Raw genomic sequence first — 17,818 nt, forward strand, 5'->3', positions numbered from 1 at the left:
CAACCCTACTTACGTAATTCCTCTGTGGTCTTCAGGTATTCCACCAGTTGAACCCCTGCGACCTCAATATGCCGCTGCAATAATGTCACTGCTTGCGACCATTCCTTGCGCTCTAGAAGATCAAATAATTGCTCATGCTCCTGCTGGCTTGTATCCAGATAATCTAGAGGGCCATACTGAAAGCCCATATAACGGCGTACCTGTTCATTCAGCGTCGCAACGGTATTAAACAAAGTCGGCCGTTGCGCAGCTCGATAAAGCGAGGCATGCACTTCCCAGTTCAGCCGCCCTCGCTCAAGTAACGTTAATGATGGACTATATAAACTTGCATTGATATCCCTAGCGCGACCAATTATTTCATAATTTATATGTCCAAGCGCATGCTCTAGTAACCGACATTCTAGTAACGCACGCATTTGGTAAAGGTCTTCAGCTTCCTGCCAATGAAGCGTAGGCACCATCACCCCTGCTTTACCATGTGCCACCAACCACCCCTGATTTCGTAGCGTAGCAATTGCATCGCGCACCGGAATACGGCTGACTTGATAACGTTCAGATAGCTCCTGCTGGCGCAGCGGCACGCCTCGCTCTAAGGTGCCCGCCAAGATATCCCCTTTAAGTTGCTCTACAAGCGCTGCATGACTATTCATGCCGCTCTCCAATTACGTTGTATGAGCCATACCAGTACGCCAAAACAAATCCCCCAAAAAGCGGACGCCACGCCAAAGAATGACACCCCAGAAACCGTCGTCAAAAACGTCACCAGTGCGGCTTCGCGCATCGACTCCTGCTCAAAGGCAGCCTTGAGATTAGCGCCAATCGTACCTAGTAGTGCTAAGCCCGCCAGTGCCGCAATCATCTCAGCTGGAAACACGGAAAAAATTGCCACCATGGTCGCCCCAGCAATGCCCGCTAACCAGTAAAAGATGCCAGCAGACATACCGGCAATATAACGTTTGCTTGGGTCTTTATGGCACTCGTCACCACTGCAAATGGCTGCGGTGATTGCCGCTAAATTAAACGCAAAGCCACCAAATGGCGCCAACAGCAAAGTTGTTACGCCAGTCCAAGAGATGATATTTGAAACAGGAGTCTGATATTGACTGGAGCGCATGACGGCCACGCCAGGGATGTTTTGTGACGTCAACGTCACGATAAACAGGGGTACCCCGACACCTAAAATCAGCGAGGTATTCCATTCGGGCGTGACCCACTCAAAGGCACCAATTTCAAGTGGAATCGCTGCAAAACTGGCATGCGGTTGACCCAAGACGGCCACGACGCCCGCCACCAACACCAAGATCACGGCATACCGCGGCACAATTAATTTACTGATTAAGTAGGTCGCGAGCATGATTAACACCAACCATGGGCGGCTTTCCATTGAGGTGAAAATTGCTACGCCAAAATTGAAAAGCACCCCGACTAGCATGGCACAGGCAATCGGCAGTGGAATCCAGCGCATTAATCGATCGAACAAACCCGTAATACCCGTGAGCAATGCTAGCGCACCGGCAAACATAAATACGGCAATAGCTTCAGCGTAACTTGCCCCCGTCAAGCTGGTCGCCAAAAGCGCTGCCCCTGGAGTTGACCAAGCTGTGATCACTGGGGCTTTGTACCACCATGATAAAAAGAAGCAGGTCGCCCCCATACCAAGGCCTAACGCCATAATCCATGAGGTTTTCATAGCCTCATCGGCACCGGCTGCGTCGGCAGCTTGGAAGACAATGGCGACTGAGCTGGCAAAGCCGATCAGTACCGCGACGAAACCTGCGACAACGGCGCTTAAACTGATATCCGAAAGTATTTTACGCATTTAGAAACTCCTTAGTTCCCTATAAAATACGCGCAACACTTATTTTTGTATACATTTTATAAAAATGTATTCTTAATGAGACATCATAAAACCGGCCAAACCTAATACGAATCCTAGCACCGCGCCCAGAGGCGGCGCCCAATGAAAATCCAGCTTCACTTGTGGGGCAATATCCTGAAATACAGCGTATAAAATACCGCCCGCGGCAACCAGCATAATACCGGAAATCAGAGCATCAAAATTGGACAACCAATAGTAGGCACTTAAACCGGCCACAGGGCCAAGCAAGGCTAGAACCGTAAACAACACAATGATTTTGCGGGTGCTGTAATGACTGGACTCTTTTAACTCACGAAACGCATTAAAGCCTTCCGGTAAGTTTTGCATCATAATCAGTGAAGCAATTAGCAGTGACGACCCTTTTCCTAACGCAATTGATGCGCCTAAGGCGATAGATTCAGGAATGAAATCAGACAACATAGCCACTAACTGGCCAGCGGAGGTATGTAGCTTATAAAGTGCGATATCAATCCACATAAATAAGCAGCCCCCCAACAAAAACAACGACACCGCGGCTAGATTGGAAAATGGCTCAATCCCTTCGGGTACCAATACTAAGGCTACCGCTGACAACAACGCACCGCCACCAAATGCGGTGACACTGTGTCGCAACTCCTCGTTAAGCCAATTCGGCCTAACCGTGTCGACAGTTGCTAACAATCCACCTAAGGGGATGGCCAATCCTGCCATCAGAGTGAGGATAAGAATATACATCCATTCGATCATGATATTGTCCATTAAAAGCTGAATTAATAACGGCAGGTTAACGAGTTAGTCAGCTGCCGACAACTAATCCTAGATCCAATATAGAATCTCCTTAATGACCGCACACTGGGAAAATAACACGCACAATCAAACCTTGGGGAGCATGGTGTTCAAATATCACTTCAGCGTCGTAGTGATTAGCTAAGGTTGCCACGATGGACAACCCTAAGCCGGCTCCAGATAAATCTGCGCCACGGTAAAAGCGCTCAGTTAACCGCTCAAAATCGGCTTCACTCACACCCACACCAGTGTCAAGACATTCTAGTGTGATGTGCGTGTCATCAACCAACCAGCACACTTCAATCATGCCTTCAGATGGCGTAAATTTAATCGCATTAGAAATTAGATTTTGCAGAATGACCTCAAGATGATGGTCCGCCATAAGCAGCGTTATAGCCTGAGACTGCTCGGCCACTTCAAGGTTAACCCCTTTATCCCAAGCCATTGGATATAACTGCGCGATAATTCGGCGCGTTTCTTTCAACACATCCAACGGGGCGTAATTATGAGGCGCATTAAGCTGACTCTCAACTCTTGCATAAGACAACAACTGCGCAACAATTCGAGTACTGCGATCAACCCCTTGCCGCAATTGCAGCAGAGCCTGCTGGCGCTCCTCGTCACTGGCCGAAAACTCAGCATTTTGCGCATGCAGCTTCAGCACGGTTAAAGGGGTTCGCAATTCGTGCGCTGCATCCGCGATCCAGCGCTTTTCCCGCGCCATTAGGTCATCAATTTCTTGCAACAAAGAATTGAGCGCTTGCTGCACTGGTGCCAGTTCAGCGGGCACATTATCTAAGCTTACAGGCTCTAATTTAGCCGCCTCGATCGAGCGAATCCGATCTGTTAACTGCTTTAAGGGTTCAAGTCCAATACTCACAGCGAACCATACAAACAAAGCAATCAACGGCCAGCCGACCACTTCAGGCAGCACAGAATTAAGGACAATTTCCGTTACCATCTCGCCGCGAACATCTAGTCGCTCTGCCACGACTATCCTAACCAGTGTTCCCGCTGGCAGCGTTTTAATAAGTTCAAATGTACGCCACTCATAATGCTCACTGTCGGCATAGCCGAACCCGTTCGCAGCCGTCTCATCAGGCTCGATTACTTGCTGATCGGAAGACACTACGACTTTGCCATCGTGCCAAATACGAAAATAGACTTTGCTTTCGTATTGATGCCCTACTTTACTAAGCTGATAACCTTCTGATTCGGTAATCGCATCAGGATAGACAAACAGCGTGCTTTTCTGCTCCGTAGACAAATTATCACCTGTCAACTGCACAAGCAGCCTCGCTTGTTGTGCTAAACGCGCATCAAACAGCTCTTCCACTTCATGACTGGCAGTAAAAATACTTACAATACCAAGTAAAAAACTGGTCAAAGCAAACACAAACATCACCAAAAATAAGGTGCGTTTTTTGATCGAATTAGGCAATTTTCGTCCAAGCTGTTCGAGCAAGACTTATACTCCTTGGTGTTTTTCAACCACGTAACCGACGCCGCGCACAGTGCGTATTAATGTCGAGTAGAATTTTTTGCGCAGATGATGAATATGTACTTCTAGGGCGTTACTCTCGACCTCTTCACCCCAGCCATATAAAGCTTGCACTAACGCATCACGGGTAAACACGTGACTCGGTCTTGATAATAACTCTGATAACAGAACAAACTCGCGCCGCGTTAAATTTACCGGTTGCCCCGCATAAGTCACCAGCATGCTATCTGGCTCAAGAATGATGTCGCCATGCACAATCGTCGAAACACTCCGGCCCTTAGAGCGCCTAACAATGGCACGAATTCGAGCAATGATCTCGACTAAATCAAACGGTTTAACGACATAATCGTCGGCACCAGCATCTAATCCTAGGACTCGGTCCTCGATGGCATCTCGAGCCGTAAGCACCAGCACTGGCACTTCTATCTTCTGCTCACGAACTTTTTGCAACACTTGCATCCCATCCATGCGCGGTAACCCCAAATCCAAGATGACCAAATCAAATAACTCTTGCGCCAAAGCCTGCATCGCTTGAACGCCATCAGTCAGCCAGTCGACCGTGAAGCCTTCGCGCTTTAACGCAACGCTCATGCCCTCACCTAAGGATACGTCGTCCTCTACCAATAAAATTCGCATGTTAGGCCACCTTACAACTACCGATCAGTATTTTATGCCTACTAACAAAGGCACCTTTAAACGCTTATAAATTAGCAGTAAAAGCTTATGTTAAGCTTAAGACACATCAAATGACACCGACAACAAACAGCAATTCATAGGTGGTTACAAATCCCTACAAAACGTGGCAGTAAACACCAAAATAAAGCTTTGTATTTGCCCTAATTGGTCGTATTATCAGCGCCTTAATAACATTGGAAATAACCAAGTGAAAATTATTTCTTTTGATGCTCTGCGCACCCTTCACCTTCCTAACGTACATTACATCAAACCGCAAAATATGTACGCTCACTTAGATGAGATTCGTGCGGCAGACTGGATCCTTTTTCCCGAGTACTGGCAGCTAAACGCCCTAGTTCATGGTTTAAAAAAACGCATCTTCCCTAGCTTGTCTTCGTTCATGATTGGACATGACAAAATCGAAATGACGCGTACCTTTATGGCCATTACGCCAGCGCACCACCCCTACACAGAAATATGTGCCAATACACCCTACGAAGCGGATCGTATTTGGGACATTATGCCGACGCCGTTTGTGGCGAAAATCCCGTTAAGTAGCATGGGACAAGGGGTTTTTCTAATTGATAACCCAGTGCAATGGCAAGAGTACTTAGATAAGTCTAACGTCATTTACGCGCAAGAATACTTACCGATCGATCGCGACCTGCGTATTGTGTGGGTTGGCAATAAAGTGGTAGGTGGTTACTGGCGTTTACAAGCGGAAAAAGGCTTCTACAACAACATTAGCCAAGGCGGGCAAGTAGAGGTCGCGTTGATTCCTAAAGAAGCCCTAGACTTAGTGGAATACGTTGCCACGACATTAGGCATCGATCACGGTGGCTTCGATGTTGCCATGGTGGGGTCTGTACCTTATTTGATCGAGTTCAATCGTATATTTGGTAATCAAGGTGTCAAAGATCTACAGAAAAGTGTCGACATCGGCATCATGGACTATTTGCAGTCACAACTGGCGACAGAGCCACCAGAGACCAAAGACGCCGTTTGATACATTAGCCAGCACAAACAAAAAAAGGAGAGCTCAGCTCTCCTTTTTAATGGCCTATTTTTAGTACCTTGGCAATTCAATGCCTTCAAACAGTGCTTCCACATCTTGACGATTTGGGGCCTCCATTGCTTCCATCACCAAGTCCTTGGTCAAATGCGGTGCGAAGGATTGAATAAATTTGTACATGTAGCCGCGAATAAACGTATTACTACGTATGCCAATTTTAGTGGTGCTGTCAGCGAAAAGATGTGACGCATCGAGTGCAACTAGGTCAGTATCGACAGCGGCATCATAGGCCATGGTCGCAACAATACCGACACCTAGCCCTAATCGAACGTAAGTTTTAATCACGTCAGAATCGGCCGCCGTAAACACCACATTTGGCTCAAGATCTGCACTTTGAAAGGCTTCATCCAACTGTGAGCGACCCGTAAAGCCAAATACATACGTTACAATCGGATGTTCCGCTAGCGCTTCAAGCGTAAGTTTATCAAGCTTTGCCAACGGGTGATCTTTCGGTACCACCACCGAGCGATTCCATGTGTAGCAAGGCAGCATGACTAAATTGCCGAACATCTCCAGCGCTTCTGTCGCAATGGCAAAATCCACCACCCCATCATTAGCCATTTCAGCAATTTGCATCGGTGTACCTTGATGCATATGCAGTGTTACGTCAGGATAACCATCGATGAAATCATGAATAATATTCGGCAAGGCATAGCGTGCTTGTGTATGCGTGGTAGCAATATCCAGCGAACCTTTACGTTCATCACTAAACTCTTTGGCCACTTTTTTGATGTTTTGCGTTTGATTTAAAATCTCACCCGCCAAGGCGATAATTTTTTCGCCGGCTGGGGTAATATGGGTTAAATGTTTACCACTTCGGGCAAACACTTCTATTCCCAATTCATCTTCTAACAAGCGAATCTGCTTACTTACGCCTGGTTGGGAGGTGTACAAACTTTGTGCGGTCGCTGACACATTTAAGTCATGCCGCGCAACTTCCCAGATGTATCTTAGCTGCTGTAGCTTCATTGGCTTGTTATCCTTATTCTAAAAAGAGTTAAAAACATAAAAAAATATTACTTTATAGAATAGTAAAAAACCTCTAAGGTTGCCACCTCTAATCGCATGAAAAAGATGATAGGCAATGGATTTAATTTGGTACATTTTGGCCGGCGCAGGTGTTGGCCTAGCCGTTGGAATTACTGGCGTTGGCGGTGGTTCGCTGATGACGCCGCTACTGTTATTATTTGGTTTTCCAGCACACATCGCCATCGGTACGGACTTGCTTTACGCCGGTATCGCGAAAAGCACAGGGGTTTACATGCATGCCCGTCGTGGCAATGTAAATTGGCGTATTATGGGCGCCATGGCCGCCGGCAGTCTGCCCGCATCATTGGTCACCATTTGGGCGCTTTCAAACTTCGAGCACCCCGATAACTATCAGCATATATTGACCAGCACCTTAGGCATTATGCTAATGATGACGGCTGTGGTCATTGTTTTCCGCAAGCGCTTACACGGCCTTTTAAAACCTAACCTATCTGAGAAACAAGGCACCACGGCGATTTTCATATGCGGCTTGGTCTTAGGGGTGTTCGTTACGCTAACATCTGTCGGCGCTGGCGCGCTCGGTACGGCCATGATGATGCTGCTATTTCCCGCTATGGCGGCGCGCAATGTCGTTGGTACAGACCTTGCTCATGCGGTACCACTGACGCTGGTAGCAGGTATCGGACACGTATTGCTTGGTAATGTGGATTACTATCTATTGATGGGGCTTCTGCTTGGCTCTATTCCGGCTATTTATGTGGGCACTAAAGTCGCGACCTTTGTCCCAAATAAAGTTCTACAACCTGTCTTGGCAACTGCTTTAGCCAGCTTTGGTGTAAAGTACTTATTCTTCTAGTTGTTTTATTACGACACATTTTTCTAAAAAGGCACTCATTTGAGTGCCTTTTTTTATTTCTGCGCCATTTTCAGCCGATCAAGGGTTCATTCTTCCTTAGAAACCATGTAAGGTAACCCCATACATAAAAAAACAAGCATCTTGATTGCACGAAAAGTTATATTAGGAAGTAGAAATGAGTGATTCACGCCTAGAGGATTTAAACATTGCCTCGTTCAGTTCTTTAGTAACCCCTTCAGAACTTAAACAAGAACTGCCACTTAACAACGATGTTCGCGAACAAATCGCTCGCTCACGCGATGTGATCAAAAACATCATGGATGGTAAAGATCATCGTCTAGCGATCGTGATTGGCCCGTGCTCAATCCATGATCCAGAAGCAGCCCTTGATTACGCTCGTAAACTAAAAGTCTTGTCAGAAAAAGTCAGCGATTCACTCTACATTGTTATGCGTGCTTACTTTGAAAAGCCACGTACAACTGTGGGCTGGAAGGGATTGATCAATGATCCAAACCTAGATGGCACATTTGATATCAACAAAGGCATGCGCGTCGCACGTAAATTGCTAGTGGATTTATCAGAAATGGGATTACCTCTGGCGACAGAAGCACTGGACCCAATCTCACCACAGTACTACCAAGATTTGATCAGCTGGTCGGCAATCGGCGCACGTACTACCGAGTCTCAGACACACCGTGAAATGGCATCAGGTCTATCAGGTCCGGTTGGTTTCAAAAATGGTACAGATGGCTCCATGACCGTAGCCGTGAACGCTATGCAATCTGTGTCTCACCCACACTCTTTCTTAGGCATTAACGAAGGTGGCCAAGTCACGATCGTTAATACTAAGGGCAACGAATACGGCCACTTAGTACTACGCGGCGGCAACGGTCTACCAAACTACAGCGCCGAGCATGTGGCGCAAAGTGAAGCAGCTCTGACGAAAGCGGGTCTGAAACACAACATCATGGTGGACTGCTCACACGAAAACTCAGCCAAAAAACCTGAGCGTCAACCAGAGGTTGCTTTAGATGCAACGCGCCAGATCGTCGAAGGTAATAATTCTATCATGGGCCTAATGATCGAAAGCAACTTAGGCTGGGGCAACCAAAAAGTGCCAGCAAATCTTGCCGACCTAGAATACGGCGTATCGATCACAGATGCTTGTATCGACTGGGAAAGCACAGAGAAAACCTTGTTGGAAATGGCTGAAACCTTAAAAGACATTCTGCCTAAGCGTGATCGTTAATCTCGACACTTACTAAAAAGGGGCCTCAAGGCCCCTTTTTTAATGCAGTTTAAGCTTCGGCTTAACCACCTTACCGATACGTTGCGCCGCCAAAATAATCATCGCTTTAAACCAGCCATGTATCTTGATTAAGTGTAGTCGATACAAAGAGACGTAGACAAAACGCGCTAAGCGCCCTTCGACAAACATCGAGCCCTTCATAAGATTTCCCATTAGGCTACCGACCGTACTGTACTTACTGAGATTGACCAGTGAGCCGTAGTCTTTGTAGACGTATTCTTGAAGCGGCTCACCCTTAAGTGATGCGGCAATATTATCAAACACCAAGGATGCCATCTGGTGAGCCGATTGTGCACGTGGTGGCACATACGAACCATCTTCTTGCTGACAGGCACAACAATCACCGATGACATAAACATTGTCATAATTTGAGGACTGTAGCGTATCTTTTACCACCACTTGGTTATTGCGATTGGTCTCAAATTGTTCAATTTGACTGATAAATTCAGGAGCTTTAACACCTGCAGCCCAAATCATCAGATGTGCCTTGATGATTTCTTCATCTTTGGTCACTAGTCCCTCTTGGCGCGCCTCAGTGATCATAGTGCCTTCTTTTACCGTCACCCCTAACGCTTCTAGTTCACGCTTAGCGTTACCGGCAATACGTTCAGGCAAAGCAGGTAATATCCGCTCTCCTGCCTCAATCAATTGCACATTGACTTTTTCAGCGGACATTTCGGGCATACCATAGGTTTTTAGCAAATCTGCCACATGAAACAATTCGGCTGATAACTCCACGCCAGTTGCCCCACCACCCACAATGGCAATGTCTAAACGCTGATCGCCGCCAAGCTGATGGATACGTAGAAATTGTGTTAGCAACGCTTGTTGAAAGCGCTCTGCTTGTCGATGTGAATCTAAGAAAAAACAGTTGTCTGCTACGCCAGGGGTGCCAAAATCATTACTGACACTGCCAACCGCCAGCACCAAAATATCATATTGCACCTCACGTACCGGCAGCACTTCCACACCTCGCTCATCATTAATAGATTCGAGGCGAATCACCTGTGCATCGGGATCAATGTCATACGCTGTGCCCAGCTTGAATTTATAATGATGCTTAGTGGAATGGGCGCGGTAGTTAATACCGTCGGTGTTTATGTCGAGCGAGCCAGTAGCCACTTCGTGTAGTAAAGGCTTCCAAAGGTGAGTTTGTGAGCGATCGATTAAAGTAATATCTGCTTTGTTTTTCTTACCAAAGCTGTGCCCTAATTGGGTGGCAAGCTCTAGGCCTCCGGCACCACCACCAAGCACTACTATCCGTTTCATAACAACTCCCATAACTGTGAATGATTAGCTAAACATTGATGTTGCTTAGCAAATCACTCGCTTAAGAGTGATGTAGAGATCAAGCCTGCACGCGACGCGCCAAGATTCGGTCTAGAGCATTGGCAAACGCAGCTTTATCTCGATCCCCAAAGGGTGCGGAACCGCCCGTGTCGAAGCCACTTGAACGCATCTGATCCATAAAGTCACGCATACCAAGCTTCTGCTTGATATTATCTTTGGTGTAAGGCTCTCCTTTAGACGTGAGTACCAAAGCACCGCGATCAATGCAATCCGATGCCAAAGGAATATCTGAGGTAATCACCAGATCATCTTTTGCGACACTTTCTTCAATGAAACGATCAGCTTCATCAAAGCCACTGGGGACCACCTTACGCGAAACCCACTTAGAATTAGGCAAGGCAATGGCCACATTGGCCACAAAAATACATTCGACTTCGCAGCGCTCAGAGGCCTTGATCAAAATAGGCTTAATCGCATTCGGGCAGGCATCGGCATCAACCCAGATTCGCATTGGCTTCTCCTTCATTAGAAGTCTAATTATTACGACTTCTTATCGAGAATGCCAGCGACCTCCAGACCAGATGCTGAAAAACTCATTTTTTCCAATAATGACAAGGACTTTGCTCGCCTCTGTAACAAAGCATTGAAATTAAAGAGTAATTTATTTATCGAATTTATCAATTTTGTAACAGGATTGCATCCCAGTCATCATTCATACCGGAATCTGCATAAGCAGCAATGGCTTGACCATGCATCTGCGCACGCGGCAGTAGCTGGCGTATGTAAAAGCGGGCTTTCTTCTGCCATGCGGCATCAGCGCCGTTAACCACCCCTTTTAGCATTTGCCAGCCACCTAACACATAACCCGATAACATCATGTAGTCGTAGGCAACATACTCAGCGGGCACCTCACCCTCTAATAAACTTTGAGTAGTTTTCTCAAGCATACTAATGGCACTTTGCAACAACGCAGCGTCCACTTCAGACTCAATATCGTTTGTGGAGGTGCGCATTTCTTCAATCAGCGCATACATAGCAGCACCTTTATCAGAGCGCAGTTTACGCCCAACCAAATCTAGAGCCTGAATACCATTGGTGCCTTCATAGATTGGCAAAATACGCGCATCACGAAACAGTTGCGCTACCCCCGTTTCTTCAATGTAACCCATACCACCGTGCACTTGAATTGCAGTAGAGGTAATCTCTTGCGCCAACTCAGTGAGCCAGCCTTTAACGATGGGCGTGTACAATTCTGTACGCTGAGCATGCTCAGGCGCCACCTGTTTGAGATCGTTTTCAACAGAGGCTGTGTACATCAGCGCACGCATTGCTGCCAAGCAGCTCGCCATCTGCCACAGCATTCGCTTCACATCGGCGTGCTGAGCAATGACAACCTTGTCTGCATGACCTTTAATTGCGCCTTGTTTGCGCTCAAAGGCATAATCTAGCGCCTTTTGATAGGCTGCCTCCGCCACCGCCAAGCCCTGTAAGCCAACGCTTTGTCGAGCATTATTCATCATCGTAAACATGGCCGCTAAGCCATTATGCTCTTCGCCTACCAAATAACCCAAAGCCCCCTCTTTTTCACCAAACTGCATGACACAGGTTGGCGAACCATGAATACCAAGCTTGTGCTCTAGCGAGAGAGGAAACACATCATTACGGCGCCCAGGTTCGCCCTGCTCGTCTAGCAAATATTTGGGCACCACGAACAGAGAAATGCCTTTCACACCCTCGGGTGCATCCGGTAAACGCGCCAACACCAAATGAATGATATTATCGCTCATTAGGTGATCACCCCATGTGATGTAAATCTTCTGCCCAACAATACGGTAATGATCTTCTTCACGAGTGGCTTTTGTCTTGATAGCGGCTAGGTCACTGCCAGCACTCGGCTCCGTTAAGTTCATCGTGCCAGTCCAGCGTCCAGAAATCATGTTGGGTAAAAACATCGCCTTAAGTGCGTCACTGGCATGGGTTTCAAGAGCATCAATAGCCCCTTGTGTCAGTAGCGGACAAAGAGAAAATGACAAATTGGCCGATTGAATGCCTTCATTGAAGGCCACTTCAAGGGCACGAGGTAGCGCTTGGCCACCATAAGCCTCTGGCCCACTTAGTGTCGGCCAGCCAGCCTCTTGCAAAGCTTCGTAAATATCTTTAAAGGCAGGCGTTTCTTGTACACAGCGCTCCACCATTTTTGGCGGCTGCTGATCTCCCAAACGGTTAGTGGGTGCAACCAGTTGTTCAGAAAACTTTGCTGCCTCACTTAATACAGGCTCAAGCAAGTCCGCTGTATAGTTCTCAAAGTGCGCCTCTAGCCGCTCTACTTGGGCAATTTTTTCAAGGCAGAACTGGATATCACTCGCAGGGTAGCGGTAATCAGACATAGATCACTCCTTCGCGCATTTTTATTTTTAAGGGTGGTGAATTACGGTCTATTGAGCAATAGCAAATGATCGCTTTATCGCTAACAAAAGTGCTCAGGCGTGTTTAGCGCAGTATCTGAAAATCGGCATGCTTGCGGTACTCACCAGGCGTCATGCCCGTCCATTTTTTAAACGAACGATAAAAGGCGCTTGGCTCCTCAAAGCCCATCAAGGCCGCAATTTCATTAAAAGATAATTGTGGAGCATTTATATAAGTAATGGCGGCTTCTTTGCGACATTCATCTTTGATCTGTTGAAAGGAAGTGTCTTCTTCTGTGAGACGTCGACGCATGGTCGATACACTCATATTGAGTTGCGACGCAACATCTTCGGCACTGGGCATCTCTTGAGAAAAGTCCTTACCGAGGATAGAGATGATACGCGATTTAAGGCTGTTGTCATTATCGACCATCACCAACAGCTGATACGGCGCGGTTTTCAAGAAGCTACGTAAGCTGTCTTCGTTTTGCACCAACGGCATTTCAAGATAGTTGGCGGGAAAGACTAAGGCGTTACCATGTTGGGAGAACTTCACATCCGACTGAAACAAGGTTTTGTAATATTCAACATCGTCCGGACGCTCTGCGGTGAAGTAAGCCGCTTTTAACGCCAAACGACGACCGATCAGCCAACTGATAAAATGATGCCACATAGATAAGGTGGTACGCACACGCTCTTTTGACTCAAACGCTTGATCTAAACTTGCATGGCGCTGATCAATCGATTCAATGGGCGCGAATGTGACTTTAGCGTAACGACCTTTACGAATCACAATAGGCTTGATGGTAGGTCCGCGACAAATTTCATAAAAGTCACTACAGCGCTTCAAAGCTTGCCCTAAACTCTTCGCATGAAGAATGCACAGGCACATCATGCGAAACGAGCCTTTTGGCATAACACCACCACTTAAGATGCCAAACGACTCATCGTTCATTAGCTGCATAATGCGTTGATACAAAAGACCGTATTGATAGGCAGAGACTGGATCACCTTGCTCTATATGCCTCGGATCAAGCTCTACTTCTTTTAGTAAAGCCTCGACATCACAACCCTGGCGCTCAACAGCACTAAGTAAATATCGAACATTTGATGCTGGAACCGTTGCCTTTAACGCCATTTAAAGCCTCCCTACCTGGTCCGTTACGCATAAAAAAGGCCGCATATGAATGCAGCCTTTTAAAACTTACCACTTAGTTCTGCTCAGTAAAAGCATCTAATAACTCATTGGTTGATATTTCAATATCATCCTGAGGAGCCGTCTCAGCGGGTGCTTGAGCGGCTTGCTGAGCGTCGACCTTTGGCGTAAAAGTGAAACGCTTAGGTCGAACTTTAGGTGCCTCAGAGGCAACTTCAGGGGCCAAACCAAGACGCTCAAGCTTACGCTGAGACTGTTCTTTTCTTTGCTTGGCTTTTTTAGCATCAAAACGCGAAGGCGACGCGGCTTTACGCGCTTTCTTCTGCTCTTTTAGCATTTCCTTAGTGCCAGTTTTAGATAACTTCCCTTTTAAACTACGGGATTTTTTCAAGCGAGACATAATAAACCTCTTAAATTAGCTGCATATTGTAGCAATCTAAAGCCATTAGGTCACGTTGAACCGCCTAATGGGCTTAACAATCCGCTTTAAATGCACGGTGGCCTTTTTTGCGCAAGTCACCTACTTCTTTTAGCAGTGCTTTAACTTGCGTATCATCTTCCGCCTCCAACGCTTCGTCTAACGACTCAAACGCGGCAATGGTGTCATCTATTACAGATTGGTAATCTGCTTGGCGGTGTTCCAACTCTTGACCCTCCAAGCCTTTTTCTTCAAACAAGTAAGGCGTTTCGTCACGAGCGTCAGATAAAATCTCTAACACCGCATCAACACGCTCTTCAGCTTGTTCATAGTCACCACGTTTAATATTAAACGACAGTGATTTCATTTCGGTTTTTAAGTTTTCCATGTCTTCATGTAGGTCATTTGAGCCACAATCAGCATGCGCCATGCTGACAGACGCAACCGACATCAATAAGCCACCGACTAGAACCTTTGCGCGTAACATACTTTCTCCTTTTATGTTTAATTGCCCCAAGTAAACTATACGCTATAGAGCCACTAGACTGAAACAAAGTTCCTACGCTTACAAAAAAGTTTCTAATTACACGCCAGCATCTCTCAGATATAGAAAAACATCACCATCATAGCCAAGCATTATTCATCTTAGGTAATTGAATGATATGCTTAACGGTACGTTTTATTGGCGAGAACCTCGTAATGAATCAAGTAATAATTGGCGGCGTTACCTGTCTGTGTTTAGCGCTCAGTCTTCCTATAGCGGCAGAGGAATGTTCTGACCGTGATGCATTACGCTCGTCCATGGCGGCTTCTGAGCGATTATTAGGGCTTGAGAGCAGCAGCTTCAAGAAACCTGTTGTGTTAAAACGTCACCACCCCAGCAAACGCAAAGAGGTCGCGACGTATTTTGAACGCCGCGACCTCCATTACACCCTGTATTGGTTAGTCTTTGACGACTGCCAAGCAGGCTTTATAAAGCGTACCAAAGGCAAATACTAGCTATTTGTCTTTGCTCTTGTCAGCTTGGTCTTTGCTGTCATCTTTTTTATCGTCGCTTGACTCATCCTCTTCTTCACCAAGCTTAGAAATTTCTTCCAAACGCTTCAAGATGCGGCCTGATAACGATGCCTCAGGATATACGCCCTTGTCGTCTAACTCCCCAGGTTCAACACCTGTCAGTAAGTGTAATGCCTCGTCAGCATACTCGACCGCGTAAATATGAAACTGCCCTTTTTCAACCGCTTCAATCACTTCATCATTCAGCATCAAGTTGATCAAGTTAGATTTCGGAATGATGACACCCTGGGTGCCAGTTAAGCCACGCGCATTACAAACATTGAAGAAGCCTTCAATCTTTTCATTTACGCCACCGATCGCCTGCACCTGCCCATACTGGTTAAGCGAGCCCGTAATGGCCAAATCTTGGCGTAGTGGCACATTAATCAAGGCTGAAATCAAGCAGCATAGCTCTGCAGTCGAGGCACTGTCGCCATCCACATAACCATAGCTTTGCTCCATAGCGATCGCCGCACAGATATCCAAAGAGAACTGTTGTGCATAGCGATGACCCAAGTAGCCAGATAGGATTAACACCCCTTTAGAGTGGATGTTTTGCCCTAAATTGGACTCACGCTCAATGTCGACAATCCCCTTACCGCCAGGGTAAACCGTCGTTGAGATGCGGGCTGGCGCGCCAAAGCTGCTGTCACCAATCTGCATCACCGTTAGGCCGTTGATTTTACCAATGGCCTCACCATCACTGTCTAACAAGATAGAGCCATCGACAATCTCTTCGATGATTTTCTCCGCCACACGACCTGTGCGATGTTTTTTGGCCGCTAACGCACGCTGCACATGAATATCATCAATCAATTCATCTTTAGCAAGCTGACGATTAAAGTCGGCTTCTCCAAGCAGCTCAAATACATCGCCAATTTTGGCCGCCATCTCTTTTTGATGCTCCGCCAAACGACTGCTGTATTCGATCAAACGGGCAACACCTTGCTGAGTAACATCGGCGTAGCCTTCTTTGGCCACACGGTCTCGCAACAAGCGCGCAAACGACAATTCTGTGTCTGCGTTGCGTTTCAAGGAGTCATCAAAATCGACTAGTACACGAAACATTTCTTGGAAATCTGGATCCGCATCTTGCAGTAAATAGTAGATTTCACGCGAGCCAATCAACACTACTTTGACCTGTAATGGCAAATCCTCCGGCGACAAAGTGGTCGTGCTCATCAGACCCATATCAGCATAAGGATGCTCAATTCTTAAGGTTTTACTCTTTAAGGCTCGCTTAAGTGCTTCCCACAAGTAATGGTCCGTTAACAGCTTCTCAGCATCCAAGATCAAGTAACCGCCATTGGCAGCATGTAAACTACCCGAGCGAATCAAACGATAGCTGGTAATCAGCATACCTTGGTCCGAGCTGTATTCCACTTGACCAAATAAGTTGCGGTACGTTGGGTGTGGCTCGTATACCACTGGCTGGCCGCCATTGGTCTCATGAGTCACAGCAATGTTAGGCAAGTACATTTCTTCGTACATGGTACGACGACTTGACTCATCACCACGCTCAGACGCTTTATCATCGACAAATTGGTCAATAATGACTTTATCTAAATCTTCACGCATAGCGGTAAGATGCGCGGTCACATCTTCGCGCACGATATACTTTTCGAAGATAGGCGCCATCAACGGATCAAGTGACTCTTTAACCGTCTCAAGGTTCAGCTCGCGCAGTTGCTCATAGGAAACACGCTTCCAAGTCGGTAGGCTTAGCAACTCATTATTAAGCATGCCTTCAAGCTCCGATACACCGGCCTGAAAATCATCACGCTCATCATCAGATAGAGAAGCAAAATCTGCTTCATCTAATGCCTTACCATCGCGCATCGGCGCGAAACTGACCGATGAGGCATCACGGAACATCGCCACACCAATTTTAGACGCATGACGTTCAACTAAATTGATTGCTGCTTCGTACTGCTCATTAAAAGCACGATCTATCGCACTCTTTTGTTGCTGGTAATTAGGGTGCTCAAACGCCGCTGGGAAAGTGGCCATCAGACCGTCAATTAGACCGCGAATATCTTGCTCAAATTCACTGGATTGACCCGGGGCAAATTCGATCGCTTTAGGAGAGCGAGATTCTTTAAAATTATTGACGTAAACCCACTCGTTCGGAGCAGATTTACGCTTAGCTTCACTTTTGAGATAACTAGTGACGTAGGATGAACGGCCAGTACCAGAATCGCCCATCACAAAAATATTGTAGCCTGGGCGATGCATAGCAACGCCAAATTGAATGGCTTCGACGGCACGCTCTTGGCCGAGAATACCACTGAGTGAGTCCAGTTCACTTAATTTTTTAAACGGTAAATTCGCTTCAATGAGTTTCGCAGAAAGCGCATGGTGAGGTAACGATTGAACCATTTCTGACATCTAACAGGTCCTTTTGAGAGCGGCATCAAAAAGGATAGTTGATGCCGATATTTGATTT

The 17,818-nt window shown here is 46.7% G+C and carries 17 protein-coding genes; 4 read left to right on the forward strand and 13 right to left on the reverse strand.

Going from position 1 to position 17,818, the window contains the following annotated elements; all coding sequences use genetic code 11:
• Nucleotides 1–5: 5 nt before the first annotated feature.
• The 5 genes from JQX58_RS04150 to JQX58_RS04170 form a co-directional block, all read right to left on the reverse strand.
• Nucleotides 6–650 (reverse strand): GntR family transcriptional regulator, encoded by a 645-nt coding sequence (locus JQX58_RS04150; protein ID WP_204145550.1) that lies wholly within the window; start codon nucleotides 648–650, stop codon nucleotides 6–8.
• The gene (locus tag JQX58_RS04155; protein WP_204145551.1) at nucleotides 647–1,819 is read right to left on the reverse strand and encodes a benzoate/H(+) symporter BenE family transporter; all 1,173 of its coding nucleotides are present in this window, start codon (nucleotides 1,817–1,819) and stop codon (nucleotides 647–649) included. Before JQX58_RS04155 ends, JQX58_RS04150 begins: the two co-directional genes overlap by 4 nt.
• A gap of 72 nt (nucleotides 1,820–1,891) precedes the next feature.
• Complete coding sequence (locus JQX58_RS04160) at nucleotides 1,892–2,605, reverse strand: ZIP family metal transporter (RefSeq protein WP_204145552.1); 714 nt, start codon at nucleotides 2,603–2,605, stop codon at nucleotides 1,892–1,894.
• Between the two features lie 91 nt (nucleotides 2,606–2,696).
• The gene (locus tag JQX58_RS04165; protein WP_204145553.1) at nucleotides 2,697–4,109 is read right to left on the reverse strand and encodes an ATP-binding protein; all 1,413 of its coding nucleotides are present in this window, start codon (nucleotides 4,107–4,109) and stop codon (nucleotides 2,697–2,699) included.
• 3 nt (nucleotides 4,110–4,112) lie between these two features.
• Nucleotides 4,113–4,781 carry a response regulator gene (locus JQX58_RS04170; RefSeq protein WP_204145554.1) on the reverse strand — a complete coding sequence of 223 codons (669 nt, stop codon included), beginning with the start codon at nucleotides 4,779–4,781 and terminating at the stop codon, nucleotides 4,113–4,115.
• Nucleotides 4,782–5,028: 247 nt separating this feature from the next.
• Between JQX58_RS04170 and JQX58_RS04175 the strand changes: the two genes are divergently transcribed.
• Nucleotides 5,029–5,826: an ATP-grasp domain-containing protein gene (locus JQX58_RS04175; RefSeq protein ID WP_204145555.1), complete on the forward strand. Its 798-nt coding sequence runs from the start codon at nucleotides 5,029–5,031 to the stop codon at nucleotides 5,824–5,826.
• A gap of 60 nt (nucleotides 5,827–5,886) precedes the next feature.
• Here JQX58_RS04175 and cysB read toward each other — a convergent pair whose 3' ends face one another.
• Nucleotides 5,887–6,861: an HTH-type transcriptional regulator CysB gene (gene cysB / locus JQX58_RS04180; RefSeq protein ID WP_204145556.1), complete on the reverse strand. Its 975-nt coding sequence runs from the start codon at nucleotides 6,859–6,861 to the stop codon at nucleotides 5,887–5,889.
• A gap of 115 nt (nucleotides 6,862–6,976) precedes the next feature.
• Here cysB and JQX58_RS04185 point away from each other — a divergent pair, with 115 nt between their 5' ends.
• Both JQX58_RS04185 and JQX58_RS04190 read left to right on the forward strand, forming a co-directional pair.
• Nucleotides 6,977–7,738 (forward strand): sulfite exporter TauE/SafE family protein, encoded by a 762-nt coding sequence (locus JQX58_RS04185; RefSeq protein WP_204145557.1) that lies wholly within the window; start codon nucleotides 6,977–6,979, stop codon nucleotides 7,736–7,738.
• A gap of 175 nt (nucleotides 7,739–7,913) precedes the next feature.
• Nucleotides 7,914–8,987, forward strand: a complete 1,074-nt coding sequence (locus JQX58_RS04190; protein WP_204145558.1) for a 3-deoxy-7-phosphoheptulonate synthase — start codon at nucleotides 7,914–7,916, stop codon at nucleotides 8,985–8,987.
• A 39-nt stretch (nucleotides 8,988–9,026) separates the two neighbouring features.
• On the opposite strand, the gene JQX58_RS04195 is transcribed toward JQX58_RS04190, so the two are convergent.
• The 6 genes from JQX58_RS04195 to JQX58_RS04220 all read right to left on the reverse strand — a co-directional run bounded on the left by JQX58_RS04195 (nucleotide 9,027) and on the right by JQX58_RS04220 (nucleotide 14,803).
• Nucleotides 9,027–10,316 (reverse strand): NAD(P)/FAD-dependent oxidoreductase, encoded by a 1,290-nt coding sequence (locus JQX58_RS04195; protein WP_275412729.1) that lies wholly within the window; start codon nucleotides 10,314–10,316, stop codon nucleotides 9,027–9,029.
• A 79-nt stretch (nucleotides 10,317–10,395) separates the two neighbouring features.
• Nucleotides 10,396–10,848, reverse strand: coding sequence for a YaiI/YqxD family protein (locus tag JQX58_RS04200; protein WP_204145560.1), 453 nt, complete (start codon nucleotides 10,846–10,848; stop codon nucleotides 10,396–10,398).
• Nucleotides 10,849–11,014: 166 nt separating this feature from the next.
• Complete coding sequence (locus JQX58_RS04205) at nucleotides 11,015–12,724, reverse strand: acyl-CoA dehydrogenase family protein (protein ID WP_204145561.1); 1,710 nt, start codon at nucleotides 12,722–12,724, stop codon at nucleotides 11,015–11,017.
• A gap of 103 nt (nucleotides 12,725–12,827) precedes the next feature.
• On the reverse strand, nucleotides 12,828–13,880 hold the full coding sequence (locus JQX58_RS04210; protein ID WP_204145562.1) for an AraC family transcriptional regulator: 1,053 nt from the start codon (nucleotides 13,878–13,880) through the stop codon (nucleotides 12,828–12,830).
• Nucleotides 13,881–13,953: 73 nt separating this feature from the next.
• A complete protein-coding gene (locus tag JQX58_RS04215) occupies nucleotides 13,954–14,298 on the reverse strand; it encodes a hypothetical protein (protein WP_204145563.1) in 345 nt (114 codons plus the stop codon).
• A 73-nt stretch (nucleotides 14,299–14,371) separates the two neighbouring features.
• Complete coding sequence (locus JQX58_RS04220; RefSeq protein ID WP_204145564.1) at nucleotides 14,372–14,803, reverse strand: cytochrome b562; 432 nt, start codon at nucleotides 14,801–14,803, stop codon at nucleotides 14,372–14,374.
• A 212-nt stretch (nucleotides 14,804–15,015) separates the two neighbouring features.
• Here JQX58_RS04220 and JQX58_RS04225 point away from each other — a divergent pair, with 212 nt between their 5' ends.
• On the forward strand, nucleotides 15,016–15,315 hold the full coding sequence (locus JQX58_RS04225; RefSeq protein ID WP_239090135.1) for a hypothetical protein: 300 nt from the start codon (nucleotides 15,016–15,018) through the stop codon (nucleotides 15,313–15,315).
• Here the strand turns inward: JQX58_RS04225 and JQX58_RS04230 are convergent, their stop codons facing one another.
• Complete coding sequence (locus JQX58_RS04230; RefSeq protein WP_204145565.1) at nucleotides 15,316–17,760, reverse strand: Lon protease family protein; 2,445 nt, start codon at nucleotides 17,758–17,760, stop codon at nucleotides 15,316–15,318.
• Between the last annotated feature and the right edge of the window lie 58 nt (nucleotides 17,761–17,818).

The organism is Marinomonas ostreistagni (assembly GCF_016888445.1).
Lineage (GTDB): Bacteria > Pseudomonadota > Gammaproteobacteria > Pseudomonadales > Marinomonadaceae > Marinomonas > Marinomonas ostreistagni.